The sequence below is a fragment of the Streptomyces sp. NPDC045701 genome, assembly GCF_056432045.1.
This window is the reverse complement of sequence record NZ_JBWKJV010000002.1, coordinates 311,681-336,784: the sequence shown is the minus strand read 5'-3', so window position 1 is coordinate 336,784 and position 25,104 is coordinate 311,681. Positions and strand designations below refer to the sequence as shown.

Genomic DNA, 25,104 nt, shown 5'->3' with positions numbered 1-25,104 from the left:
CCGGGCCCGGCCGTGGCGGGGCGCCCGGCAGGGCCCCGTGCCGGGCCGGGCGCCGGGTCCGGGCCGGGTGACCGCACCGGCGGGGCAGCGGCGGGCGGACCCCGCAGGGGGCATCGGGGTGCCGGGGGTGCCGCTCGGCGGGGGAGCGCCGGCGGCACCCGGCCGCGGGCGCTACTGGTCGATCTTGTCGTCGATCAGCTTCTTGACGTTGTCCCAGGCGGCGTCCGGCGCCGTGCCGCGCTGCTCGATGTCGAGGATGCCGTTGTCCGTGATGAACGTCTTCACCTGGCCGTCGTAGCGGCTGACCGGCGCGGGGCTGATCCCGGCCGCGGCCTCCGAGTAGATCTGCCCGACGGGGGTGTCACCGAAGTACGGGATCTTGGCGGTCTGGACCGTCGCCGAGGCGAGCGTCTTCTTGGTGGAGGGGATGTTGCCGTTGACCCCGAACACCTTGGCGTGCTGCTCCGGTGCCGTCAGCCACGCGGCCAGCTTGGCGGCCTCATCGGCGTGCTTGCCGGCCTTCGGCACGGCGAGGAAGGAGCCGCCCCAGTTGCCGGCGACCGGCGGGCGCGCGATGTCCCACTTGCCCTTGTTGGCGGGGCCGGCCTGGTCCTTGATGATGCCCGTCATCCAGCTCGGACAGGCGACGGTGGCGAACTTCGAGTTCTTGAACCCGGCGTTCCACGTGCCCTTCTCGTCGAACTGCCGCAGCTTCGCGGTGATGCCGCTCTGCGCGGCCTCGACGGCGAGGTCCCAGGCCTTGCGGACACCCGGGCTGCTCTCGTAGGCCAGCTCGCCCTTGTCGTCGGCGTACTGCTGCGGCTGGCTGGAGAGCACGGCGTTGAACAGGCCGCTGGCGGAGTCGTGGAAGGCCGTCCCGGCGGGGGCGTTCTTCTGGTACGTCTTGCCGGTGGCGACGAACTTCGCCCAGTCGCCCGCCCACAGCCCGGCGACCTTCGTGCGGTCCGTGGGCAGTTTGGCCTTGGCGAAGAGTTCCTTGTTGTAGCAGATGGCCATCGGGCCGATGTCGGTACCGAGGCCGATGACCCTGCCGTCGGCCGTCGTCGCCTGCTTGACCTTCCAGTCCAGGAAGGCGGTGGTGTCGGCGCCGCCCGTCTGCGACAGGTCGACCCACTTGTTCGCCATGGTGGGGCCGATGGCCTCGGCGATGTAACCGACCTCGATGGCCTGGATGTCGGCGACGCCGCTGTTGCGCGACAGGCGCAGCTTCAGCGTGTCCCAGTACTTCTGGCCGTCGGCCACGTTCGACTCGACGATCTTGACGTTCGGGTTGAGCTTCTCGTACTCGGCGTAGAGCTTGGCGCCGTTCTTGTTGTCGTAGCCGAACGAACCGAACGTGCCGATGCGCAGGGTGATCTTCCCGTCGGCGGCGGCACCGTCGGACTCTGTGCCGTCCGTGCTGCAACCGGTCAGCAGGATCGCTCCCGCCGTCAGCGCCGAGAGCGCCGCGACGGTCGCGGATCCGGGGCGGCGGCGTCCGCCCGTCATTCTGGAAGTGCGCATTCCACTCTCCTCGTCCAGGTGGTGCTGGTGTGCGCGCGAAGGGAGGTCCGGGTCGGCTTTCAGCGGCTCGGCGGCGGCCGGGTCGGACAGCGGTGCGGGGCGGTGGGAGCGCTCCCACACCGCCATGCCCGGAAGGTTGCTGCCTGTCGGGGGTGGGTGTCAAGACGCGAGCGGAAAATGGCCGGCGCCGGGGGTGTGTCGGGGCGCTTTGGATCACGGGTGGCGGCGAGGGGTGATTTCCTCTATCTTGGGAGCGCTCCCACGCCGGTTACCGGCGCCGGTACTCCCCCTGGGCCGGTCCAGGGGGCACCCTCTAGGTTGACGGTGACCAAGTCACCACCTCGTTCCGGGGTGCGGCGTTCGATGGGAGATCCATGGCGGTGAGCGGACGGCAGACCGGCAGGCCCACGCTGGAAGAGGTCGCGGCCCGGGCGGGGGTCGGGCGCGGCACCGTGTCCCGCGTCATCAACGGCTCGCCGCGGGTCAGCGACCGGGCGAAGGAGGCGGTCGGCCAGGCCATCGCCGAACTCGGGTACGTACCCAACCGCGCGGCCCGCGCGCTGGCCGGCGCCCGCACGGACGCCATCGCCCTGGTGATCCCCGAGACCGAGTCCCGCCTGTTCGCCGAGCCGTACTTCCTCGACATCATCCGGGGCGTCAGCGCCGAACTGGCGGACGCGGACATGCAGCTGCTGCTGACCCTGATCCGCTCCAGCAAGGAGCGGCAGCGCTTCGAGCAGTACCTGTCCGCCCAGCGGGTGGACGGCGTCCTGCTGGTCTCCGTCCACGGCGACGACCCGCTGCCCGACCTGGCGCGGGAGCTGGGCGTGCCCGCCGTGCTGAACGGCCGCCGCTCCGCGGGCGAGCGCGTCGCCTACGTCGACTCCGACAACGTGGGCGCCGGCCGCTCGGCGGTCGACCACCTCACCGGCCGCGGCTGCCGCCGGGTCGCGACGATCACCGGCCCGCTCGACATGTACGTGGCGCGCTGCCGCCTGGACGGCTACCGGCAGGGCGTCGAGGCGGCGGGGCTCCCCGCCGACGACCGGCTGGTCGCAGCCGCCGACTTCACCGAGGAGGGCGGCCGCCGCGCCATGCGCGAGCTGCTGGAGCGCTGCCCCGACGTGGACGGCGTCTTCGCCGCGTCGGACGTCATGGCGGCGGGCGCCCGGGGCGTGCTGCGCGAGGCGGGCCGTCGGGTCCCCGACGACGTGGCGCTCATCGGCGTCGACGACTCGGCGGTGGCCCGCCTCATGGACCCGCCGCTCACGAGCGTGCGCCAGCCGATCGAGGAGATGGGCCGCCGCATGGCCCGCGCCCTGCTCCAGGAGATCACCGGCGCCGACCCCGAGCCCTGCCGGCTCGTGCTGCCGACGGAGCTGGTGGTCCGCGACTCGGCCTGAGGGCCCGGCCGCCCCAGCCCCCGCCCCGCCCCCGCGGGCCCTGCGCCCGGCACCCCCACCGGGGCACGGCACGTCTCCGCCCCCGGCGGCCCTTTGGCGGCACCGGGGGCGGAGCTCAGGGAGCGAAGGAGGTGATCAGAGCGCCGGGTGGGCGTTCTTCATCAGCTCCTGGAACTGGGCCGAGAACCAGTGGCCCGCCACCGGGGAGTTCGGCAGCGCGCCGGACATGCTGTTGCCGTTGCGCGCGTTGCCCGTGTACGTCGGGTCGCACATCCGGTCGAAGCCCTTGCCCTCGTCGTTCGGGATCTGGCTGCTCGACCCGTCCGACTCGCCCGGGGGCTTCATCCACACGTAGGCGTCGATGCCCGCCGCCGGTGCCGCCTTCGGGCGTTCGCCGAGACCGGCACCCGCCTGGTTGCACCAGTTGCCGAGGTGGATGCGCCGGTCGTAGCGGCCGCCGTTGACGTACGTGTCGACGCTGGTCGTCGCACCCGGTCCGGTGGGCCGGGCGGTGCCGCCCCAGCCGTTGCGGGAGGTGTCGATCAGCATGCCCAGGTTCTGGTCGAACCCGAGCGAGACCAGCTTGGCGCGCATGGCCTGGGCGTACGACAGCTCGTCGGTGTACCGGTTCCAGTCGACCCACTTCGACTGGCGCACGGACACGCCGTTGACCGAGTCCTCGATCTTGAAGTGGTCCTCCTTCAGGGCGCTGTAGTTGGCGGTGTTGACGATGAAGCCGTGCACCTTGGAGACCGTCGAGCCCTCGGCGGTCGCGGCCTGCTTGAACAGTTCGGCCGACGGGCCGAAGTTGTCGTCCCAGCCGAGCCAGCCGTGGTGGCCCGCGTCCACGTAGTTGTAGACGTTGCCGACCGCGCCGAGCTTGTTGAGCGCGTACCCGACGCCCTTGATGTAGTTGCCGTTCGCCTTCATCACGTCGCAGTTCGGCGTGGCGGTCGGGCGGCCGGACACATTGGTGACCAGGTTCGGCAGGGAGTCGATCTCCACGGTCGTGACGATCCGCAGGCCCGCGTACTTGGGGTCGGCGAGGATCGCGGCGATCGGGTCGATGTACTGGGTCTTGTACTTGTCGATCTCCGTCGGGCCCAGCTCGCCGTTGGAGGCGAGCGCGGCGCAGTCGCGGCCCGGCAGGTTGTAGATCACCAGCTGGATGGCGAGTTCGCCGGTGCCCTTCTGGCGCAGTGCCTCGTCGAGGTGCGCCCGCAGACCCATGCCGCCGTTGACGCCGTTGATGGCGGCGATCCGGTCCAGCCAGACACCGGTCGGCTGGTTGGAGATCCGGGTACCGCCCGGCTCGGCGGCGGCCTTGGCGGACCACTCGGGGTTCACGTACACCTTGGCGCCCGCGTACGGGTTGTCCACGCGGCTGCCGGTCGGCGGCGGCGGGTCGGTCGGGCCGGGGCCCGGGTCCGTCGCGCCGTTGCAGGTCACACCGTTCAGCTTGAACGTGGTGGGGACGGCGTTGGTGCCGCTGTACGAGGCGTTGAAGCCGAAGGAGGCCGAACCCCCGGTGGCCAGGTTGCCGTTGTACGGCACGTTCCGGGCGGTGACGGCCGCGCCGGACTGCGTGGTCGTGGCGTTCCAGGACTGGCCGATGCGCTGGTTGCCCGCGTAGGTCCACTCCAGCGTCCAGGCGCTCACCGGGTCACCGGTGTTGGTGACGGTGACGTTGGCGCCGAAGCCGGTGCTCCACTGGTTGGTGACCTGGTAGTCGACCCGGCAGCCGGGCGCCGCGGCGCCGGCCTGGGTGGTCAGCGCGGTGGCGGTGGCACCGGTGGCGGCCATCAGGGTGCAGGCGGCCAGCAGGGCGGTACGGCGGCGGGAAGGGGGTGCGGCGGTTCTGGTGCGGCTCATCTCCGGTGTTACCTCTCGGTCGTGGGCGTGCGCGGGTGGCCGCGCGGCCCGGTGACGGATGTGTGCGGATATGTGCGGGTCGTACCGTCGTCGCTGATCACAGGGCGGGATGCCCGGGTGTACGGGGATCAGGGGTGGTGCGCGGGGATCACGCGTACGGCTTCGCCGGTGTCACTCGCCACGGCGTTACCCGGTGGCGGGTGGGGGGAGGGGCGAACGCCGGGCGGCCCGTGCCGCGTGCAGGCGCCCTGTCCTCGGGGCGTACGTGCGGGGGTGTCGCATGAGCGACTCCTTGCAGCTCGGGCGCGCACCTGACCATGCGCCGACTGAATGGAACCGCTCCCACTGGTGCAGCAGACCGTAGCGGCAACTTCCGTCAGGGAACAGAGGGTTGGTGAATTTTCCCTGTCGAACTTCTTCGACTCTTCAAGGACCTTGACCCCCCGCCCCCCTCTCCTCATAGTGGGAGCGCTCCCACTGGTTCACAGCTTGTGCACGACGCGTCACGCCGGGCGGACCGGGCTGCTCACGGCCCGCCACGGACACCCCCACGTCCGAGAGGAAGCACCCGTGCGCAGAACACGAAACCTGCTCCTCGGCCTGGCGCTCGCCGCCGGCCTGCTGAGCGCCGCTCCACCAGCACAGCAGGCCGGCGCGGCGACCCGGGCGCCCACGGCCACCGCCTACACCTGGAAGAACGTCCGCGTCGACGGCGGCGGCTTCGTCCCCGGCATCGTCTTCAACCGCACCGAGAGGAACCTCGCCTACGCCCGCACCGACATCGGCGGCGCCTACCGCTGGCAGCAGGCGACCAGGACGTGGACCCCGCTGCTGGACCACATCGGCTGGGACGACTGGGGTCACACCGGCGTCGTCAGTCTCGCCTCCGACTCCGTGGACCCCGCGCGGGTGTACGCCGCCGTCGGCACGTACACCAACGCCTGGGACCCCGGCAACGGCGCCGTGCTGCGCTCCACCGACCGCGGCGCCACCTGGCGCCGGGCCGACCTCCCCTTCAAGCTCGGCGGCAACATGCCCGGCCGCGGCATGGGCGAACGCCTCGCGGTCGACCCGAACCGCAACAGCGTGCTCTACCTCGGCGCGCCCAGCGGCAACGGCCTGTGGCGCTCCACCGACGCGGGAGCCACCTGGTCGCGGGTCACCGCCTTCCCCAACCCGGGCAACTACGCCCAGGATCCGTCCGACACCAGCGGCTACGCCTCCGACAACCAGGGCATCGTCTGGGTCACCTTCGACGAGACGACCGGCACACGGGGCAATCCCACCAGGACGATCTACGTGGGCGTCGCCGACAAGGCCAACTCCGTCTACCGCTCCACCGACGCCGGTGCCACCTGGGCCCGCCTGCCCGGCCAGCCCACCGGCCTCCTCGCCCACAAGGGCGTCCTGGACACGGTCAACGGGCACCTCTACCTGGCGTACAGCGACACCGGAGGACCCTACGACGGCGGCAAGGGCGCCGTGTGGCGGTACGCCACGAAGACCGGCACCTGGCAGGACATCACGCCCGACCCCCAGGCGTACTACGGCTTCAGCGGACTGAGCGCCGACCGGCAGAAGCCCGGCACGGTCATGGTCACCGGGTACAGCTCCTGGTGGCCCGACACCCAGATCTTCCGCACCACGGACAGCGGCGCCACCTGGACGCGGGCCTGGGAGTACACCTCGTACCCCAACCGCACCAACCGCTACACCATGGACGTCTCCTCCTCCCCCTGGCTCACCTGGGGCGCCCACCCCTCCCCGCCCGAACAGACCCCGAAACTGGGCTGGATGACCGAGGCGCTGGAGATCGACCCGTTCGACTCCAACCGGATGATGTACGGCACGGGCGCCACGCTCTACGGCACCGAGAACCTCTCGCAGTGGGACAGCGGCGGCAAGATCACCATCAGGCCCATGGTGCAGGGCCTGGAGGAGACCGCCGTCAACGACCTCGCCTCGCCCGCCTCCGGCGCACCGCTCATCAGCGCGCTCGGTGACATCGGCGGTTTCCGCCACACCGACGTCACCAAGGTGCCGGCCATGATGTTCACCTCGCCCAACTTCACCTCCACCACCAGCCTCGACCACGCCGAGAAGAACCCGAACACCGTCGTGCGCGTCGGCAACCTGGACGGCGGCCCCCGCATCGCCTTCTCCACGGACAACGGCGCCAACTGGTGGGGCGGGCAGGAACCGCCCGGTGTCTCCGGCGGCGGCACGGTCGCCGCGGCGGCCGACGGCAGCCGGTTCGTGTGGAGCCCGGACGGCGCGGCCGTGCACACCACGGCCGGGTTCGGCGGCTCCTGGACCGCGTCGCAGGGCATTCCCGCGGGCGCCACGGTCGAGGCCGACCGCGTCGACCCGCGGAAGTTCTACGGCTTCAAGGCCGGGACGTTCTACGTCAGTACGGACGGCGGCGTCTCCTTCACCGCCAGGGCCACCGGCCTGCCCGCCACCGGGAGCGTCCGCTTCCAGGCGGTACCCGGCCGGACCGGCGACATCTGGCTCGCGGGCGGGTCACCCACCGGCACGTACGGCCTGTGGCGCTCCACCGACTCGGGCGCCACCTTCACCCGGCTCGGCAGCGTCGACCAGGCCGACACCATCGGCTTCGGCAAGGCCGCGCCGGGCGCCGCGTACCCGGCGCTCTACTCCAGCGCCAAGGTCGGCGGCGTACGCGGCATCTTCCGCTCCACGGACGCCGGGGCGAACTGGGTGCGGATCAACGACGACGCCCACCAGTGGGGCTGGACGGGGGCCGCCATCACGGGCGACCCCCGCGTCTACGGCCGCGTGTACGTGGCGACCAACGGGCGCGGCATCGTCTACGGCGACACTACGGGGTCGTGACCGCGGGCCGGGGTGCCGCCGGCATCCCGGCCCCGATCGGGAAACTCGGGTGCGGCGGCTGGTTGTAGGCGGTGTTCTGCCAGGCCAGCGCCGTACGGTACATCGTGTCGTGCAGCAGCGTCGTGATCCGCGTCGTCGTCCCGTACGGGGTGGAGTGGATCCGCAGGGCCCGGTTGTCGGCCGTGCGCCAGACGACCTCCTCCCGCCAGTCGCCGAGGATGTCGCCGGACAGCGCCGGGGTCGCCTTGCTGCCGTTGTTGGACGCGACCGCGTCGCCGGTCAGCAGCCGGGTGTCGCCGGCCGTGCCGTACTTGTCGACCCGGGTGCCGTCCAGCAGTTCACGGGTGGTGTCCCCGTCCCACCAGCTGACGAAGTTGACGCTCGACGGCTCCCGCCCGAGCGCCGCCCCGGTCGCCGAACGCAGCGTGGTGTCGGCAGCGGACCAGGACTCGGCACCGGGCGAACCGGCGTACACGTCGGCGGAGACGCCCCGGCCGTTGTCGGCGCCCGAGGCGGTCTGCCACAGGACCTGGCCGGTGCGGGCGTCGGCCATCCACGAACCAGGCTTGGAGGCGTCCTCGGACACCTTGAAGTACTCCAGCCCCGCCCGCGCCGGGTCCAGGTCCCCGACGTGCCCCGCGTCGCCGTGCCCGAGCCGGTTGGTCCACAGCCCGTCGCCGTCGTCGTCGACGGCCATCGCCCCGTACACGACCTCGTCCCGCCCGTCGCCGTCCACGTCCGCGACGGACAGGCTGTGGTTGCCCTGCCCGTCGAAGCCCCTGCCCGCGTTGGTGGACGACGCCGAGTCGAAGGTCCAGCGCCGGGTGAACCGCCCGTCGCGCCAGTCCCACGCCGCGATCACGGACCGGGTGTAGTACCCGCGCGCCATGACCAGCGAGGGCCGGGTGCCGTCCAGGTACGCGGTCCCGGCGAGGAAGCGGTCGACGCGGTTGCCGTAACCGTCGCCCCAGGACGCCACGTTGCCGCGTGCCGGTACGTAGTCGACCGTCCCCATGGCGGCTCCGGTCCGGCCGTCGAACATCGTCAGGTACTCCGGGCCGGCCAGGACGTACCCGCTGCCGTTGCGGTGGTCGGCGCCGGCGTCGCCGATCGCCCGCCCCGTCCCGTCCACGGTCGCGTCGGCCGTCTTCATGGCCACCTCGGCGCGCCCGTCACCGTCGTAGTCGTACACCTGGAACTGCGTGTAGTGGGCGCCGGAGCGGATGTTGCGCCCCAGGTCGACGCGCCAGAGCCGGGTGCCGTCGAGCCGGACACCGTCGACGAAGGTGTTGCCGGTGTAGCCGGACTGGGAGTTGTCCTTGGCGTTGGTCGGCTGCCACTTGAGGACGAAGTCCAGGGCGCCGTCCCCGTCGAGGTCGCCCACGGAGGCGTCGTTCGCCTCGTACGTGTACGAGACCCCGTCGGGCGTCGTGCCCCCGGCGGGCGGCGTGATGGGCACGTCACGGTAACCGGTGCGCAACTGCACGGCGTGCACGGAGTCGCCCTGTTCGACGCCACCGACGACGGCACGGACGGTGTAGTCGGCGTGACTGGGCGCGCCGGCGTGGAAGTGGCTGGTGGCGCCGGTGAGGGGCGTGGCGTTCACCTTCGTACCGGCCCGGTACACGTTGAACGCCACGCCGTCCGGGTCGGTGGCGAGCCACCGCCAGCCGACCAGGTTGCCCGTCCCGGTGTGGACGCTGACGACCCCCCGGTCGAGCCGCTCCACCTGCCGGGCGGCGGCGGCCTGGGCCGCGCCGGCGGACCGGGGGGACTGGGCGCAGAGGGTGACGGCGGCCACGAGGGCGGCGGTGGCGGTGAGGACCGGACGGCGTCTCGCGCGGGGGATCCGGATGTGCGGGTGGGGCACGATGCCTCCTGGGGGTGAGGAGCCGTGTTGCGTGCCTCACGGTCGCCACCGCGCGGGGTTGCGTTGCCGGGGACCGGGCGGGGTCGCGGTCCGGCCGGCCGCCGATCCGCTGCCGTCGGCGGTGAGTTGCACGACGGCGCCTGCCCGCACCACCCCGGCCGCGTCGGGGGCCGGTCCCGGAACTCTTGGAAGACATCGCGGCAGTCCCGGCCCTGGGCGATCACGGCGCCGGACATCGCGGCGAACGTGTGGCGCGGCACGCCGAGCCAGTCGGCCCACGTTCCGTACTCGCGGGTCTCATCCACCAGGCACTCACCGACGTCGAATACCACTGCGCGCATCATGAGCGGCAGGTAGACCCCGATGGGAGACGACGAGAATGTCCCCTCCTGGCCCGAAGGCCGAGAGGGGGCAGGGTTCAGGGGTACTGGCGGCGTGCAGGGTCGAGCGTTGGGGCCCCGGCGAGGGCGACGGGGACGGCGAAGGCGCGCCGTCCCGGCGGCACACCAGCGCATCCGGGTCGTCCGTCGGCGCCTGCCACGAGTAGCCGGCCGGGCAGCCCTGCCCGCGGACTTGGTAGGTCACGGATCCGTTCTTGTTCTCCCGCTTCCTGGTGCTCGCCATGGCGGGTACGGCCGGTTTCGGGGCCGTGTGTGGCCACGGTTTGGCCACGAAACGACAAAGGCCCGGCCCGGAACCTGTTTTCGCAGGTCACGGGCCGGGCGCTCTAGGGTGAGTAACGGGACTCGAACCCGCGACATCCTGGACCACAACCAGGTGCTCTACCAGCTGAGCTATACCCACCACGACCGGTCTTTTTCCCGACCGGCCGAGAAAAAGTGTACAGGGTCCGAGAGGGTGCTCGCTCCCGCCTTTCGGGCGGCCGCTCCGCCCGGCCGGTTACTCGGGCAGGACGTGGCGCGCGGCGATCCGCTTCGCCGTGTCCGAGTCCGGACCGGGCTGCGGGACGAAGATCGCCTCGCGGTAGTAGCGCAGCTCGGCGATGGACTCGCGGATGTCGGTGAGGGCCCGGTGGTTGCCGGCCTTCTCCGGACTGTTGAAGTACGCCCTCGGGTACCAGCGGCGAGCCAGCTCCTTGACCGAGGAGACATCGACGATCCGGTAGTGGAGGTAGTCCTCCAGCGTCGGCATGTCGCGCAGCAGGAAGCCGCGGTCGGTGGAGACCGAGTTCCCGCACAGCGGGGCCTTGCCCGGCTCCTTGACGTGCTCCCGCACGTAGGCGAGGACCTGCTCCTCGGCGTCGGCGAGGGTGGTGCCGGCCGCCAGCTCGTCCAGCAGGCCGGAGGCGGTGTGCATCCGGCGCACCACGTCCGGCATGGTCTCCAGGGCCTCGTCCGGCGGGCGGATCACGATGTCCACGCCCTGTCCGAGTACGTTCAGTTCCGAGTCGGTGACCAGTGCGGCCACCTCGATAAGTGCGTCGTCCGTCAACGAGAGCCCGGTCATCTCGCAGTCGATCCACACCATGCGATCGTTCATGCGTCCTACCTTAGAGGGGCGGTCACCGGCCGGGTGCGCCTCTGGCGCCCCCTCGGCGACCGCCCCTCAGCGGTACGCGGGTCGTACCCGTGCCTCTACGGCGCGCTGCGTTGGCCCGGGAGGGCCGCCCGGCCGCCGCTGAAGGCGTCCGCGTGGGTCCGCCCGTGCTCAGCCGCCGTCGGTCCGGTCGCGGTGGACGCCGCTGCCGCCCGGCGCGCGGCCGACGGCAGCTGCGACGGCATCACGGACTCCACCAGGGACGACGACCCCGAGTGCCCCGCCGGCTCGCCCTGCGGGCGGCGGGCCCGGTAGGCGGCCCGGTACGCGGCGGGCGAGGAGCCCAGCTGGCGGCGGAAGTGCCCGCGCAGCGCGACCGGCGAGCGGAAGCCGCAGCGGCCCGCCACCTCGTCGACCGAGTAGTCGGACGTCTCCAGCAGCCGCTGGGCCTGGAGCACCCGCTGAGTGATCAGCCACTGGAGCGGGGCGGACCCCGTCAGCGAGCGGAAGCGGCGGTCGAACGTCCGCCGGCTCATGTACGCCCTGGCCGCGAGCGTCTCCACGTCGAACTGCTCGTGGAGGTGCTCCAGGGCCCAGGCGACCACCTCGGCGAGCGGGTCGGCGCCGATCTCCTCGGGCAGCGACCGGTCGAGGTACCGCTCCTGTCCACCACTGCGCCGGGGCGGCACGACGAGCCTGCGGGCGAGTGCCCCGGCCGCCTCCGTCCCGTGGTCGGTGCGCACGATGTGCAGGCAGAGGTCGATCCCGGCCGCCGTTCCGGCGGAGGTCAGTACGTCGCCGTCGTCGACGAACAGCTCCCGCGGGTCCACGTGGACCGACGGGTAACGCTTGGCGAGCGTCGGCGCGTACATCCAGTGCGTGGTGGCGGGCCGCCCGTCCAGTAAACCGGCGGCGGCCAGCACGAACGCGCCGGTGCACAGGCCGACGATGCGCGCGCCCTCCTCGTGCGCGCGGCGCAGCGCGTCGAGCGCCTCGGCCGGTGGCGGCGAAGTGATCGACCGCCAGGCCGGTACGACGACGGTGCCCGCCCGGCTGATGGCCTCCAGGCCGTACGGCGCGCTGAGTTCGAGTCCGCCGGTGGTCCGCAGCGGTCCGTCCTCGCCCGCGCAGACGAGCAGCCTGTAGCGCGGAACTCCGGCGTCCTGGCGGTCGATCCCGAACACCGAGAGCGGGATGGAACTCTCGAAGATGGGGCCGCCGCTGAACAGCAGTACTGCGACGACCTCGCGGCGGCGCCGTCCGGACAGTTTGCGTCCGGTCTCCGGTGCGGCGGAGTCCTGGCTCATGACGCTAAGCCCCCCTCGGTGTTCGCGTCTCCTAGGTCCTGTCGCTCCTGCACGTTTCCCCTCGGTTTTGCACGAGTCCCCAGTCTTCGATAGTCATGATCGAATCTACTGTGTCCCGTGGCGCCGGAGTGACAAGTTCCGCATCCGGCACTAAGTCGACAAGGCAACTTGGCGCGAAGCATTCGATCACGAAGCGTTCCACTCGCGGGCCCCGCAGGGAAGGCCGTCTCACACTCATGGCCCATCCGCGTAGGGTGCGAGCGCCCCCGGCGGTCCTTTCCTGCCTGGTGACAAGGGGGTTGGCAGGCCATTTGGGCATGGAGCGGCCACCTGGTCGAAGTTGGCTGAAAACATACGGGCGCGGATGTGCGAACACTCAGTCCCGAGGTGTACACCCCGCGCCGTGACGGCCTCCGCGGTGTGCCCCGGCGCCCGGTCGCGCGTGCCGGCCCGCCCGCTGCGGGGCGGTCCGGCGCCGGTCCTCCTCGGCGACACGCTCGGCGCGGCGCAGCAGCACCCGGCAGGCGGCGGTCACGGCGGCCAGCCCCACGGCGGTGCCGGCCGCGCCGCCGAAGGACGTGCCGTACACCAGCAGGACCACGGGGACCAGCGCACAGCTGAACGCCGCCCAGCGCACCACGTCGCTCGCCGACTCGGACGCGGACGACGGGACGGGCGTGGACGGGCGTGAGAACACGGGACGCTCCCTGGACTGTGGACCGCGGACGGGGGACTGCGGTATGACCGGTCGGAACGAGTGGCCAACGACGACCGGCCGCCCCGGTCACTGCCCCGCGTCCGCCGGACGGACGGGGCCCGGCGGCGCCGGGTCGTGCCCCCGCGCGCTCGCGGCCCCGCCACGGGTGCCGCCGAGAGTACCGGTCGGTCGGCATGTTCCAGCCATTGCTACGCAGCGTGACGAAGAGCGGGGGCGGACCCCCGCCGGGGCGCGCATCCGGCCGGACGGGGGCCGGGGTGCGTCGCGCCCCGGCCACCCGGGCCAGCCCCCGGGCGGTGTCTCCACCGGCGGGGTATCCCGCCCGGGATGCGGCGGGGCGGCGGGCGGGCGATGCGGCTGGGGCGGCGGGCGACGCGGCTGTGGGGTGGGCGAGGGAGGAGGCGTGGCGACGGCGGCCGGGTCGCCGACGCCGGACAAGGGTCGGGGGCCGGGGTGCGACGGGACGGGAGCGGCCGGAGGGATCGGAGAGGCCGGAGGGGCGAGAGAGGCCGACATAGGCGGTGAGGGGCCGGAGAGGCCGGAAGGGCGAGAGAGGCCGACAAGGCCGTGAGGGGCCGGAGAGGCCCGGGGAAGCCGAGCGGCCGGAGGATCCGAGTGGGCGAGGGGCCGTAGTGGCCGGAGGGCCCGAGTGGCCAAAGGAACCGGAGAGGCCGAGAGACCGCGGTGACCGCCGTGACCCAAGGGGCCGGAGGAATCCGAGGGGCCGTAGGGGCTGACCGGGGAGGCCGGCCGGCCCCGGTGGTCCCACTGGTCCCGCTGGTTCGCGTCCCGGCGGCCGGGGCGCGGGACGGACGGTGTTCGGGCAGGTGGGGCCGCGTCCCGGGGCTCAGGGGGCGCCCGGATCGGGGGATCGGCGGTCGGCTGTAAGGGGCACCCGGCATTGCCATACGCGACGGGCTCGTGCATGCTCCCTGGGACGCCGTGTGGCCGCTGCGGCAGGGTGGCGGGCACTGGGCAGCGGAGGAGTGCCGCCGTACCCTTGGGGGTATGGGGCCGGGAAGACGATTCCCGGACAGAGCTCCGCCGCCAACCGTCGTACCCCTGCTCCTTCCCAAGAGGATCTTCTTCGTCGAGACACCGATGGCCGGTCACGAAATCCCTGAACCCGCGGACCGCAGGCAGGTCGCCGACTCTCCGGTCGACCCCCTCGCGGCGGACCAGACACGCCACTCCTGCGACCCCGCCTTCCAGCACGGGGTGGTCGTCGGATTCGACGGCTCGACCTCCAGCGAGCGAGCGCTCGCGTACGCCATCGGCATGGCCCGCCGCTCAGGCTCCGGCCTGATCATCGTGCATGTGGCCAACCGGCTGCCCACCACCGTCTGGGCCGGCTGCGAGCCGCCCGTCTTCGTCGACGTGCCCGATCACCGCACCGAGGTGCTCGGACTGGAGCTGGCCTGCGCGGACTACCTCGCCGAGGTGCCGTGGATCCTGGTCGAGCGCGGCGGCGACATCTGCCACGAGCTGGAGGAGGTCGGGCGGGAGTACTCGGCCGACGCCATCGTCGTCGGCTCCACGCACGGCATCGTCGGCCGCATCTTCGGCTCGGTCGCCGGACGGCTGGCACGGCGCGCGCAGCGGCCCGTCGTCGTCATCCCGTAGCCCCACGTCGTCCCCCGGCCCGCGTCGTCGTTCCCTGGGCCCCGCGTCGTCCTTCCGCGGTCCACGCCGGGCGCCCCCGCCGGTGACGCGGCGTCAACTCCGGCGGCACCCGTTGTGCGAAAGGGCGACCCCCGGCGCGTCGGTGGGACGCGCCGGGGGTCGCCCGGTCCCGGTTCCGCCGTGACGGCGGGCGGGGACTACTCCACGGTGACGGACTTGGCCAGGTTGCGCGGCTTGTCGATGTCCCGGCCCAGGGCCAGGGCCGTGTGGTAGGCGAGCAGCTGGAGCGGGATGCCCATGAGGATCGGGTCCAGCTCGTCCTCGTTCTTCGGGACGAGGATCGTGTGGTCCGCCTTCTCCTGCTCCTGGTGCGCGACCGCGAGGATCTTGCCGCTGCGCGCCTTGATCTCCTCCATCGCGGCCCGGTTCTTCTCCAGCAGGGAGTCGTTCGGGACGATCGCGACGGTGGGCATGGCGGGCTCGATCAGCGCCAGCGGGCCGTGCTTGAGCTCGGAGGCCGGGTACGCCTCGGCGTGGATGTAGGAGATCTCCTTGAGCTTCAGGGAAGCCTCCAGCGCCACCGGGTAGCCCCGGACGCGGCCGATGAACATCATCGACTTGGCGTCCGCGTACTCGGCGGCGAGCTTCTTGATGTCCTCCTCGCCCTCGAGGATCTCCTGGATCTGACCGGGCAGCTTGCGCAGGCCCTCGATGATCCGCTTGCCGTCGGCGACCGACAGGTCGCGGATGCGGCCCAGGTGCAGGGCGAGCAGGGCGAAGGCCACCACGGTGTTGGTGAAGCACTTGGTGGAGACGACGCACACCTCGGGGCCGGCGTGCACGTACACGCCGCCGTCCGCCTCGCGGGCGATGGCGGAGCCCACCACGTTCACCACGCCCAGGACGCGGGCGCCCTTGCGCTTCAGCTCCTGGACGGCGGCCAGCACGTCGTAGGTCTCACCGGACTGCGAGACGGCGATGTACAGGGTGTCGGGGTCCACGACCGGGTTGCGGTAGCGGAACTCGGAGGCCGGCTCGGAGTCGGCCGGGATGCGGGCCAGGCCCTCGATCAGCGAGGCGCCGATCAGGCCGGCGTGGTACGAGGTGCCGCAGCCGAGGATCTTCACCCGGCGGATGCCCCGGGCCTCGCGGGCGTCCAGGTTCAGGCCGCCCAGGTGGACGGTGGAGAACTTGTCGTCGATGCGGCCGCGCAGGACGCGGTCCACGGCGTCGGCCTGCTCCGAGATCTCCTTGTGCATGTACGTGTCGTGGCCGCCCATGTCGTAGGAGGCGGCCTCCCACTCCACGGTCTCGGGCGTGGCGGTGGTGAGCGTGCCCGAGGTGGTGTACGTGCGGAAGTCGTCGGCCTTCAGCGTGGCCATCTCGCCGTCGTCGAGGGTGACGATCTGGCGGGTGTGGGCGATCAGCGCGGCGACGTCGGAGGCGACGAGCATCTCCTTCTCGCCGATGCCGAGGACGACCGGGGAGCCGTTGCGGGCGACGACGATGCGGTCGTTGAAGTCGGCGTGCATGACGGCGATGCCGTACGTGCCCTCGACGACCTTGAGCGCCTCGCGGACCTTCTCCTCCAGCGTCTCGGCCTGGGAGCGGGCGATCAGGTGGGTGAGGACCTCGGTGTCGGTCTCGGAGGCGAAGACCACGCCGTCCGCCTCGAGCTTGGCGCGCAGCTCGGCGGCGTTGTCGACGATGCCGTTGTGGACGACCGCGACCTTGTTCTCGGGGTCCATGTGCGGGTGCGAGTTGATGTCGCTCGGGGCGCCGTGCGTGGCCCAGCGGGTGTGAGCGATGCCGGTGGTGCCGGTGAAGCGCTTGGGGACGCGGGCCTCCAGGTCGCGGACCCGGCCCTTGGCCTTGACCATCTTCAGACCGGTCGACTTCGGGCTGGTGATCACCATGCCCGCCGAGTCGTACCCCCGGTACTCCAGCCGCGCCAGACCCTCCAGCAGCAGCGGAGCCACGTCGCGCTTACCGATGTAACCGACGATTCCGCACATAAAGTGTTGCCCCTCCGAATGTTTGCGGGTGTGTGCCCGGGCGTCCGGTCCTGGACGCTCAGCCGTAGACGATGCGGCGCAGCTGCCGGAGCGAGAGCTCCGGTGGCGCCACGGCGCGGTGCGGCAGCTCGGCCGCGATCCGCTCGAAGATCGTGGCGTTCACCTCGCCGCCGGACTGCAGTTCGCGGTGACGGCGGCGGACGAACTCCTCCGTCGTCTCGTCGAAGTACGCCAGCACGTCGAGCACCACCCGGGCGGCCTCACCGCGCTGGAGCGCGGTGCTGCGGACCAGGTGGTCGATGAGGTCGTCGTGCGACGGGCGGTGTTCGAGCACTCGTAGATATTGGAGGATGGGCCTAGCGATGGCAACAATCCTGCCCGATTCCGGGCAGAGGTGCGTCCGTTTTGCTGAGACTGCCGAGGAATCATCTGCTTTGCGGTGGGGTCCTGGCCGTCCGTGACCGCCGTGGTCCGGCGGGTCAGAAGTGGTCTATACCTTGACCGGTCCTGGGATGCGCGGTACGGATGGTGACCGTTCGGTTGCACAGCCACAGTCGCGACGCCCCTCGAAGGGACCGCTTGTGAGACAGCGCAGAACGTTCCCCCGCCTCCGCATCCTCGGGTCGCTGCTGCTCGTCGTGGCGGCCGGGGTCGCCGGCACCGGAGCCGCGCCCGGCGGAGCCGGAGCCGCACCCGGAGCCGCGCCCGCCGTCCGGCCGCTCGGCGACATCGTCCCCGTGCCCGCCTCCGTACGCCCAGGCGGCGGCCCCTACACGCTGACCGCCCGGACCCGCATCCACGTGGACGGGGGCGCGCGCGAGGCCCGCCGCGTCGGGACCTACCTGGCGCGGGTGCTGCGGCCCTCCACCGGGTACCCGCTGCCGGTCACCGCCGACGGCGGCACCGGCGGCATCCGGCTGCGGCTCAGCGGCCGCGAGACGGCGCTCGGCGACGAGGGCTACCGGCTGGAGTCCGGGAGCCGGGGGGTCACCATCACCGCCCGCGAGCCGGCCGGGCTGTTCCACGGCGTCCAGACACTGCGCCAGCAGCTCCCGGCCTCCGTCGAGGCGGGCACCCGGCAGCCCGGTCCCTGGCAGGTCGCGGGCGGCACCATCACCGACACCCCCCGCTACGGCTACCGGGGCGCGATGCTCGACGTGTCCCGGCACTTCTTCACCGTCGGGCAGGTCAAGCGCTACATCGACCGGATGGCGCTCTACAAGATCAACAAGCTGCACCTGCACCTGAGCGACGACCAGGGCTGGCGCATCGCCGTCGACTCCTGGCCCCGACTGGCCACCCACGGCGGCTCGACCCAGGTCGGCGGCGGACCGGGCGGGTACTACACCAAGGCCCAGTACAAGGACATCGTCGCGTACGCCGCCGCCCGCCACCTGGAGGTCGTGCCCGAGATCGACATGCCCGGCCACACCAACGCCGCCCTCGCCTCGTACGCCGAGCTGAACTGCGACGGCGTCGCGCCGCCCCTCTACACGGGCACCGAGGTCGGCTTCAGCAGCCTGTGCGTGACCAAGGACGTGACGTACGACTTCGTCGACGACGTCGTGCGCGAGCTCGCCGCGCTCACCCCCGGCCGGTACCTCCACATCGGCGGCGACGAGGCGCACTCCACCCGTCACGAGGACTACGTCGCCTTCATGGACCGGGCGCAGGCGACCGTGGCCGCGTACGGCAAGACGGTCGTCGGCTGGCACCAGCTCACCGGCGCGCACCCGGCGAAGGGCGCGCTCGCCCAGTACTGGGGGCTGGACCGCACCGGCGACGCCGAGAAGGCGCGGGTGGCCGAGGCCGCGCGGAACGGGACCGGGCTGATCCTGTCGCCCGCCGACCGGCTCTACCTCGACATGAAGTACACCAAGGACACCCCGCTCGGCCTGTCGTGGGCCGGGTACGTCGAGGTCCGGCGGTCCTACGACTGGGACCCGGGCGCCTACCTGCCGGGCGTCCCGGCGGACGCCGTCAGGGGCGTCGAGGCGCCGCTGTGGACCGAGACCCTGTCCACGGACGCGCACATCGACCGGATGGCGTTCCCCCGGCTGCTGAGCGCGGCCGAGCTGGGCTGGTCCCCGGCCGCGTCGCACGACTGGGAGGGCTACCGGCAGCGGCTCGCCGGGCAGGGACCGCGCCTGGAGGCGCTGGGCGTCGACTTCCACCGGTCGCCGCAGGTGCCCTGGCGGACCGGGTAGGAGAAGCCGGGGCGGGGGGGGGGGGGGGGGGGGGGGGGCGCGGGGGGGGGGGGGGTGGGGGGGGGGGGGGGGGGGGGGGGGTGGTGTGGCACCCCCCCCCCCCCCCCCCCCCCCCCCCCCCGGCCGGCTGGTGACTACGCGAAACGCGCGATCGGGTTCACCAGCGTGCCCACGAACTGGAGCGCGCCGGAGGGGTCCGACAGGTCCACCATCTGCTTGTTGTTGCGCAGCTGGAGGCGGTTGAGGCACGACAGCGTGAACTCGTCCGCGAACATGTCGTACCGGGCGAACTTGTCCGCCAGCTCCGGCTTCGACTCCTGGTACGCCTTCACGCACTCCGCGACCGTCCGCCAGAAGTCGTCCTCGCCGACCACGCCCTCGGCGGCGAGCGTCGCGCCGAGGAAGCGGAAGAAGCAGTCGAAGACGTCCGTGAAGACCGACAGCAGCTTCGTGTCGTCGGGAACGTCGACCCGGATCCGCTCGACCGCCGGCGGCAGTACCGCGTCCGGGTCCATCACCGCGATCTCCTCGGCGATGTCCTTGAAGATCGCCCGCTGGACGGCCCCGTCCTCGATCACCAGGATCACGTTCTCGCCGTGCGGCATCCACACCAGGTCGTACGCGTAGAAGGTGTGCAGGATCGGCAGCAGGTACGCGTCCAGGTAGCGGCGCAGCCACGCGGTGGGGGCGAGGCCCGACTCGGCGATCAGCGCGCCGGCGAACGAGGCGCCCTCGTGGTCGGTGTGCAGCAGCGACGCCATCGTGGCCAGGCGCTGGCCGTCCTCGATGGTCGGCACCGGGCTCTCGCGCCACAGCGCGGCGAGCATCTTGCGGTACGGGGAGTACCGGTCCGTCGCGGCCTCGTACTCGAGGTGGCGGTAGCCGACCGCCGCCCGCTCGCGGATGATCGAGAAGCGGGCCGCCTTCAGGACGTCGTCGTTGTCGATCAGGCCGGCGAGCCAGTCGTTGATGGCCGGGGTCGCTTCCATGTACGCGGCGGACAGGCCGCGCATGAAACCCATGTTGAGGACCGAGATGGCCGTCTTGACGTAGTGCTTGGCCGGGTCGTTCGTGTTGAAGAACGTACGGATCGACTGCTGCGCCAGGTACCGGTCGTCGCCCTCGCCGAGGAACACCAGGCGCTGCCGGGCGATCTCGGCGGCGAAGGTGACGGACAGCTTGTTCCACCACTGCCAGGGGTGGACGGGCACCAGGAGGTAGTCGGCGAAGTCCAGCCCCAGGTCGGCGAGGGTCTTGGCGAAGCCGTCGACGGCCGCGTCCCCGAGCTCGGCGCGGACGAACGTCTCGTAGTCGATGCCCGCGCCCGCCGTGAAGGTGGTTCGGTCGCGGTGGGCGGCCAGCCAGATCAGCCGGACGGGGTTCGCCGCCTCCGGCGCGTAGGCGTGGTACTCGTCGATGCCGAAGCCCAGACGCCCGTTGTTGGCGACGAAGCAGGGGTGGCCCTCGGTCATGCCGGTCTCGACGGCCTGGAAGTCGGCCCTGGCCAGCTCGGCGGCGGGGACCTGCGGTTTCGTCGACTTGTAGGCCGTGCCGGACAGTGTGGAGGAGATCTCCTCCAGGTACACCGGCAGGATCTCGTCGCTCAGGCCGAGGGAGCCGCGCAGCTCGATGACGAACCGCAGCGCGTCCAGCGGGAGTTCTTCGCCGTCCCGGTGGCGGCTGATGGAGCCGGCGTCCACCTGCCAGTGGTCGAGGGCGAACCGGTCGGCGGTGAAGCGGTACTCGATCGTGCCGTCGTCACTGAGCACGCGGTAGCGGTCGTCGCCGAGGGGCTCGGGGGAGAGCAGCCGCTCGTGCGTGAACTCGGCCAGACCCTTGCGGATGAGGAGGCGGTTGGCGTGCGCCCAGCGGTCGGGGGTGAGGTGGGCGACCGGGTTCATCGGGCGGCTCCCACGGCGGCGTCGAACCGGTCCCGGGTGCACACGCTCAGGTAGGCGTCCTTCTCCGGCTTGGCTATCTTCTCGACTATCTCGAACCCGACGGCCTCGTTGAGCGCGTGGACGGCCGTGTTGCGCACGTCGGGCTCGACGACGACCCGCGCGGTCGCCGGGTCGCGGAACAGCTCGGCCATCACGGCGGTGATCACGGCGCGGGTGAAGCCGTGCACGGGCGTGTCGGTCGGGGCGACCAGGAAGTGCATGCCGACGTCGCCGGGCCGGGCCTCGTACAGCCCGACCAGCTCGACCTTCGACGGGTCGTAGCGCTCCATCAGGAAGGCGGGCTCGCCGTCGTGGAGGCCGATGAAGGCGTCGTGGTGCTCGTGGGCCGCGATGGCCATGTACTCGCGCTGCACGTCCGCGACGCTGTGGTTCCCCATCATCCAGAACGCCGCCTTGGGGTGGGTCACCCAGCCGTGGACCAGCTCCCCGTCCGTGAGCGGGTCGAGCGGGCGGAAGGTGAAGGTCCCGAGGGACGGGGTGGTGCTGGTGGTGCTCATACGGCGAACTCCTGGAACGCGATGGACTTCTCGACGGGGTAGTACTCGGAGCCCAGCAGCTCGCCGATGATGTACGCGTTGCGGTAGGCGCCCATGCCCAGGTCGGGGCTGGTGATCGAGTGGGTGTGCACGCCGGCGTTCTGGAGGAAGATGCCCCGGCCGGTGGTGTCGATGGAGTAGTTGCGCGCCACGTCGTAGCGGCCCCGGCCGTCCCAGCGGATGCGGTCCTTGACGGGGTTCAGGAACTCGGGCGTGACGTACTTGTAGCCGGTGGCGAGGATCAGGCCCTCGGTCTCGATCTCGAAGTCCTTGCCCTGCTCCTCCTGGCGCAGGCCCAGGGTGTACGTGCCGTCGGCGTACGTCGCGGAGTTCAGCGACGTGTTGGTGAGCAGGCGCGTGGGGACCGGCCCGGCGAGGTTCTTCTGGTACAGCAGGTCGAAGATCGCGTCGATCAGCTCGCCGTCGATGCCCTTGAACAGGCCCTTCTGCTGCGTCTCCAGGCGGTAGCGGGTGGCCTCCGGGAGGGCGTGGAAGTAGTCCACGTACTCCGGCGAGGTCATCTCCAGCGTGAGCTTGGTGTACTCCAGCGGGAAGAAGCGCGGGGAGCGGGTGACCCAGTTCAGCCGGTAGCCGTGGACGTCGATCTCGCCGAGCAGGTCGTAGTAGATCTCGGCGGCGCTCTGGCCGCTGCCCACGAGGGTGATCGACTTCTTCTTCTGCAGCGCTTCCCTGTTCGGCAGGTAGCGCGAGTTGTGGATGAAGTCGCCCTCCAGGCCCTGGCAGGCGTCCGGGACGTACGGCGGGGTGCCGGTGCCCAGGACGAGGTGCCGGGCGCGGAACGTTTCGCCGGCGGTCGTGCGGACCGCGTACAGCTCCTCGGCGGCGTCGTACTCGACGGTCTCGACCGTGGTGGAGAAGCGGATGCTGCTCAGCTTGCCGGCGGCCCAGCGGCAGTAGTCGTTGTACTCGGTCCGCAGCGGATAGAAGTTCTCGCGGATGTAGAACGAGTAGAGCCGGCCGTTCTCCTTGAGGTACTGGAGGAAGGAGTACGGCGACGTCGGGTCGGCGAGGGTGACGAGGTCCGACATGAACGGCGTCTGCAGGTGGGCGCCTTCGAGGAACATCCCGGAGTGCCACTCGAAGCCGGGCTTGGACTCGAGGAAGAGGCCGTTCAGCTCGTCGATCGGCTCGGTGAGGCAGGCGAGGCCGAGGTTGAACGGACCCAGTCCGATACCGATGAAATCAAGAGGCGTGGACAAGGTTCTCTCCAAGGTACTGCTCGGCGTGGCCGGCGATCAGGTCGAGGACGGCGGTGATGTCGTGCACGGTCGTCTCGGGGTTGAGCAGGGTGAACTTGAGGTACTGGCGGCCGTCCACCTTCGTCCCGGCGACGACGGCCTCGCCCGACGCGAACAGCGCCTTGCGGGCGTGGAGGTTGGCCCGGTCGATCTCGGTGGGCGGGGTGACGGCGGCGGGGATGTAGCGGAAGACCAGGGTGGACAGGGACGGCCGGACGACCACGTCGTACCGGGGGTCGGCGGCGAGCACGTCCCAGCCGGCGGCGGCCAGGTCGCACACCTCGTCGAAGAGCTGCCCGACTCCGTCGGCGCCCATGACGCGCAGCGTCATCCACAGCTTGAGCGCGTCGAAGCGGCGGGTGGTCTGGAGCGACTTGTCGACCTGGTTCGGGATGCGCTCCTCGACCGTACGGCGCGGGTTGAGGTAGTCCGCGTGGTACGTGGCGTGGCGCAGCGTGGCGCCGTCGCGGACCAGTACGGCGGAGGAACTGACCGGCTGGAAGAACGACTTGTGGTAGTCGACCGTGACCGAGTCGGCCCGCTCGATGCCGTCGAGGAGGTGGCGGCGGGTGGGGGAGGCGAGCAGGCCGCAGCCGTAGGCGGCGTCGACGTGCATCCAGGCGCCGTACTGGGCGGCGAGTTCGGCGATCTCGGGGAGCGGGTCGATCGAGCCGAAGTCGGTGGTGCCGGCGGTGGCGACGATCGCCATGGGCGTCAGGCCCTGGGCGGCGCACAGCTCCAGTTCGGCGGCGAGGGCGACGGACTGCATCCGCTTGTCGCGGTCGGTGGGGACGGAGATGACGGACTGCGGGGGCAGGCCGAGGAGTTTGGCCGACTTCTGGACGCTGAAGTGGCTGCACTCGGAGGAGAAGATGCGCAGTTTCGCCAGGTCGTCCGTCTTGGCCTCCTCGCGGGCCAGCAGCAGCGCCTGGAGGTTGGACTGCGTGCCGCCGCTGGTGAAGACGCCGTCGGCGGCCGGGCCGAGCCCGATGCGGCCGGTGGTCCAGTCGATCAGTTTGCGCTCGATGAGGGTGCCGCCGGCGCTCTGGTCCCAGGTGTCCAGCGAGGAGTTGACGGCCGAGAGGACCGCCTCGCCCAGGACGGCCGGGATGACGACCGGGCAGTTGAGGTGGCCCAGGTAGCGCGGGTGGTGGAAGTAGACGGCGTCGCGGAGGTAGACCTGCTCCAGCTCGTCGAGGGCGGCGGAGGCGTCGCCGAGGGGCTTGTCGAGGTCGACGGCCGAGACGAGCGGTGCCAGTTCGTCGGGCGTGACGCCGGTGAACGGCTGCCGGGTGGAGGCGAGCCGGCTCGCCACCCGCTCGACTCCTTCGGTGACGGAACGCCGGTACTGCTCGGCGGTTGCGTCATTGAGCAGGTGCGAGCGCATGCGATTGTCCTCCCGGGTACGGGGACTCGAACGGCCCTCAGGGGACAGGAGGGGGGTGAGGTGCCGCGATGAAGTAAGGTTAGCCTAACCTAATTTGAAACCGCAACGGCACCCGGGGCCCCACCAGCCCCCCGCGGCGCGGCCGTTGCGGCCCGGCCGTGTGCGGACGCCGATACCTCCGGACAGTCCTAGGACTCGTCCTCGGTCGCGTCCGGGGCCTCCCGGAGGGCGTCCTCGCTCAGGCCCCTGCGCCAGTAGCCGACGAACGTGACCCGCCGGCGGTCGATTCCGCGCTCGTTCACCAGGTGGCGGCGCAGCGCCTTGACCGACCCCGCCTCGCCCGCGATCCAGGCGTACGGAGCCGTGCCGGACAGCGTGGCGGCGCGCACCGCGTCGACGGCGGCGGGCGCGCCCTCCTCCCGGACCAGCCAGGTGACGGTCGCGTCCGCCTCCGTGTGCAGCTCCAGCCGGTCGGCGGCGTACGGGACGTCCAGCCACACCCGCGCCCGCGTGCCGGCCGGCAGCGACTCCAGGATCGACGAGGCGGCGGGCAGCGCCGTCTCGTCGCCCCAGATCAGCACCTCGTCCGCGTCCGGCGGCAGCCGGAAGCGCACGCCGGTGTTGTCGGCGACGGCCGGGCCGAGGACGGCCACCCGGTCGCCCTCCGAGGCGCGCGCGGCCCAGCGGCACGCCGGGCCGCCGTCCTCGTGGAGGGCGAAGTCGATGTCGACCTCGCTCGTCCCGTCGGCGGCACGGCGCTGTTCGCGCACGGTGTACGAGCGCATCACCGCCCGCACGTCGTCCGGCATGGTCCGCCACGCGCCGAGCGCGCCGTACAGGTCGCCGTCCACCACGGGCGGCAGGACCGGCTCGGGCTGGCCCGGGTGCGGCAGGAACAGCGACAGGCTCTGGTCGCGGCCGCCGGAGGTGAAGCCGGCCAGCCCGTCATGGGTGGCCCCGGTGAAGGTGACGCGCATCAGCGACGGGCCGAGCCGCCGCGTCCGCACCACCTTCAGGGCGAAGAACGCGAACGGGGCGGCGGGAGTGGCGGTCTCGGCGGTCGTCATCG

General features: G+C 71.8%; 17 protein-coding genes, 1 tRNA gene and 1 pseudogene. 4 read left to right on the top strand and 15 right to left on the bottom strand.

Translation table 11 applies throughout. The features are described from left to right. Positions 1-171 precede the first annotated feature (171 nt). Positions 172-1,524, bottom strand: coding sequence for an ABC transporter substrate-binding protein (locus tag AC07DW_RS03715; RefSeq protein WP_478856053.1), 1,353 nt, complete (start codon positions 1,522-1,524; stop codon positions 172-174). Positions 1,525-1,898: 374 nt separating this feature from the next. Here AC07DW_RS03715 and AC07DW_RS03710 point away from each other — a divergent pair, with 374 nt between their 5' ends. Beyond that, positions 1,899-2,927 (top strand): LacI family DNA-binding transcriptional regulator, encoded by a 1,029-nt coding sequence (locus AC07DW_RS03710; protein WP_478855974.1) that lies wholly within the window; start codon positions 1,899-1,901, stop codon positions 2,925-2,927. A 135-nt stretch (positions 2,928-3,062) separates the two neighbouring features. On the opposite strand, the gene AC07DW_RS03705 is transcribed toward AC07DW_RS03710, so the two are convergent. Continuing rightward, positions 3,063-4,799 carry a glycoside hydrolase family 6 protein gene (locus tag AC07DW_RS03705; RefSeq protein ID WP_478855973.1) on the bottom strand — a complete coding sequence of 579 codons (1,737 nt, stop codon included), beginning with the start codon at positions 4,797-4,799 and terminating at the stop codon, positions 3,063-3,065. Positions 4,800-5,369: 570 nt separating this feature from the next. Between AC07DW_RS03705 and AC07DW_RS03700 the strand changes: the two genes are divergently transcribed. Beyond that, on the top strand, positions 5,370-7,655 hold the full coding sequence (locus tag AC07DW_RS03700) for a WD40/YVTN/BNR-like repeat-containing protein (RefSeq protein ID WP_478855972.1): 2,286 nt from the start codon (positions 5,370-5,372) through the stop codon (positions 7,653-7,655). On the opposite strand, the gene AC07DW_RS03695 is transcribed toward AC07DW_RS03700, so the two are convergent. From AC07DW_RS03695 to AC07DW_RS03670, 6 genes and pseudogenes are all read right to left on the bottom strand, one after another. Continuing rightward, positions 7,642-9,525: a rhamnogalacturonan lyase gene (locus tag AC07DW_RS03695; protein ID WP_478855971.1), complete on the bottom strand. Its 1,884-nt coding sequence runs from the start codon at positions 9,523-9,525 to the stop codon at positions 7,642-7,644. The genes AC07DW_RS03700 and AC07DW_RS03695 overlap by 14 nt on opposite strands. Before the next feature lie 176 nt (positions 9,526-9,701). Next, positions 9,702-9,869, bottom strand: a pseudogene (locus AC07DW_RS03690) (haloacid dehalogenase); the annotation flags it as partial. A 387-nt stretch (positions 9,870-10,256) separates the two neighbouring features. Further along, positions 10,257-10,329 (bottom strand) — tRNA-His (locus tag AC07DW_RS03685). 96 nt (positions 10,330-10,425) lie between these two features. Then, positions 10,426-11,025: an oligoribonuclease gene (gene orn / locus AC07DW_RS03680; RefSeq protein WP_478855970.1), complete on the bottom strand. Its 600-nt coding sequence runs from the start codon at positions 11,023-11,025 to the stop codon at positions 10,426-10,428. A gap of 95 nt (positions 11,026-11,120) precedes the next feature. Beyond that, a complete protein-coding gene (locus AC07DW_RS03675) occupies positions 11,121-12,329 on the bottom strand; it encodes a helix-turn-helix domain-containing protein (protein WP_478855969.1) in 1,209 nt (402 codons plus the stop codon). A gap of 376 nt (positions 12,330-12,705) precedes the next feature. Beyond that, positions 12,706-13,026, bottom strand: a complete 321-nt coding sequence (locus AC07DW_RS03670; protein WP_478855968.1) for a hypothetical protein — start codon at positions 13,024-13,026, stop codon at positions 12,706-12,708. Positions 13,027-14,148: 1,122 nt separating this feature from the next. Between AC07DW_RS03670 and AC07DW_RS03665 the strand changes: the two genes are divergently transcribed. Next, positions 14,149-14,670, top strand: coding sequence for a universal stress protein (locus AC07DW_RS03665; protein ID WP_189551582.1), 522 nt, complete (start codon positions 14,149-14,151; stop codon positions 14,668-14,670). A gap of 197 nt (positions 14,671-14,867) precedes the next feature. Here the strand turns inward: AC07DW_RS03665 and glmS are convergent, their stop codons facing one another. Both glmS and AC07DW_RS03655 read right to left on the bottom strand, forming a co-directional pair. Then, positions 14,868-16,685 (bottom strand): glutamine--fructose-6-phosphate transaminase (isomerizing), encoded by a 1,818-nt coding sequence (gene glmS / locus AC07DW_RS03660; protein WP_478855967.1) that lies wholly within the window; start codon positions 16,683-16,685, stop codon positions 14,868-14,870. 58 nt (positions 16,686-16,743) lie between these two features. Continuing rightward, a complete protein-coding gene (locus AC07DW_RS03655; protein ID WP_064069380.1) occupies positions 16,744-17,019 on the bottom strand; it encodes a hypothetical protein in 276 nt (91 codons plus the stop codon). A 247-nt stretch (positions 17,020-17,266) separates the two neighbouring features. On the opposite strand from AC07DW_RS03655, the gene AC07DW_RS03650 reads away from it, so the two are divergent. Beyond that, complete coding sequence (locus tag AC07DW_RS03650) at positions 17,267-18,892, top strand: beta-N-acetylhexosaminidase (RefSeq protein ID WP_478855966.1); 1,626 nt, start codon at positions 17,267-17,269, stop codon at positions 18,890-18,892. Positions 18,893-19,026: 134 nt separating this feature from the next. On the opposite strand, the gene AC07DW_RS03645 is transcribed toward AC07DW_RS03650, so the two are convergent. The 5 genes from AC07DW_RS03645 to AC07DW_RS03625 all read right to left on the bottom strand — a co-directional run bounded on the left by AC07DW_RS03645 (position 19,027) and on the right by AC07DW_RS03625 (position 25,102). Then, positions 19,027-20,793 (bottom strand): IucA/IucC family protein, encoded by a 1,767-nt coding sequence (locus AC07DW_RS03645; RefSeq protein ID WP_478855965.1) that lies wholly within the window; start codon positions 20,791-20,793, stop codon positions 19,027-19,029. After that, positions 20,790-21,350, bottom strand: a complete 561-nt coding sequence (locus tag AC07DW_RS03640) for a GNAT family N-acetyltransferase (protein ID WP_478855964.1) — start codon at positions 21,348-21,350, stop codon at positions 20,790-20,792. The genes AC07DW_RS03645 and AC07DW_RS03640 overlap by 4 nt, the downstream gene beginning before the upstream one ends. Continuing rightward, positions 21,347-22,609: a lysine N(6)-hydroxylase/L-ornithine N(5)-oxygenase family protein gene (locus tag AC07DW_RS03635; RefSeq protein WP_478855963.1), complete on the bottom strand. Its 1,263-nt coding sequence runs from the start codon at positions 22,607-22,609 to the stop codon at positions 21,347-21,349. Before AC07DW_RS03635 ends, AC07DW_RS03640 begins: the two co-directional genes overlap by 4 nt. After that, entirely contained in the window at positions 22,593-24,035 is a 1,443-nt protein-coding gene (locus tag AC07DW_RS03630) for a pyridoxal phosphate-dependent decarboxylase family protein (RefSeq protein ID WP_478855962.1), read from the bottom strand. The genes AC07DW_RS03635 and AC07DW_RS03630 overlap by 17 nt, the downstream gene beginning before the upstream one ends. 188 nt (positions 24,036-24,223) lie before the next feature. After that, positions 24,224-25,102: a siderophore-interacting protein gene (locus tag AC07DW_RS03625; protein ID WP_478855961.1), complete on the bottom strand. Its 879-nt coding sequence runs from the start codon at positions 25,100-25,102 to the stop codon at positions 24,224-24,226. Positions 25,103-25,104 lie beyond the last annotated feature (2 nt).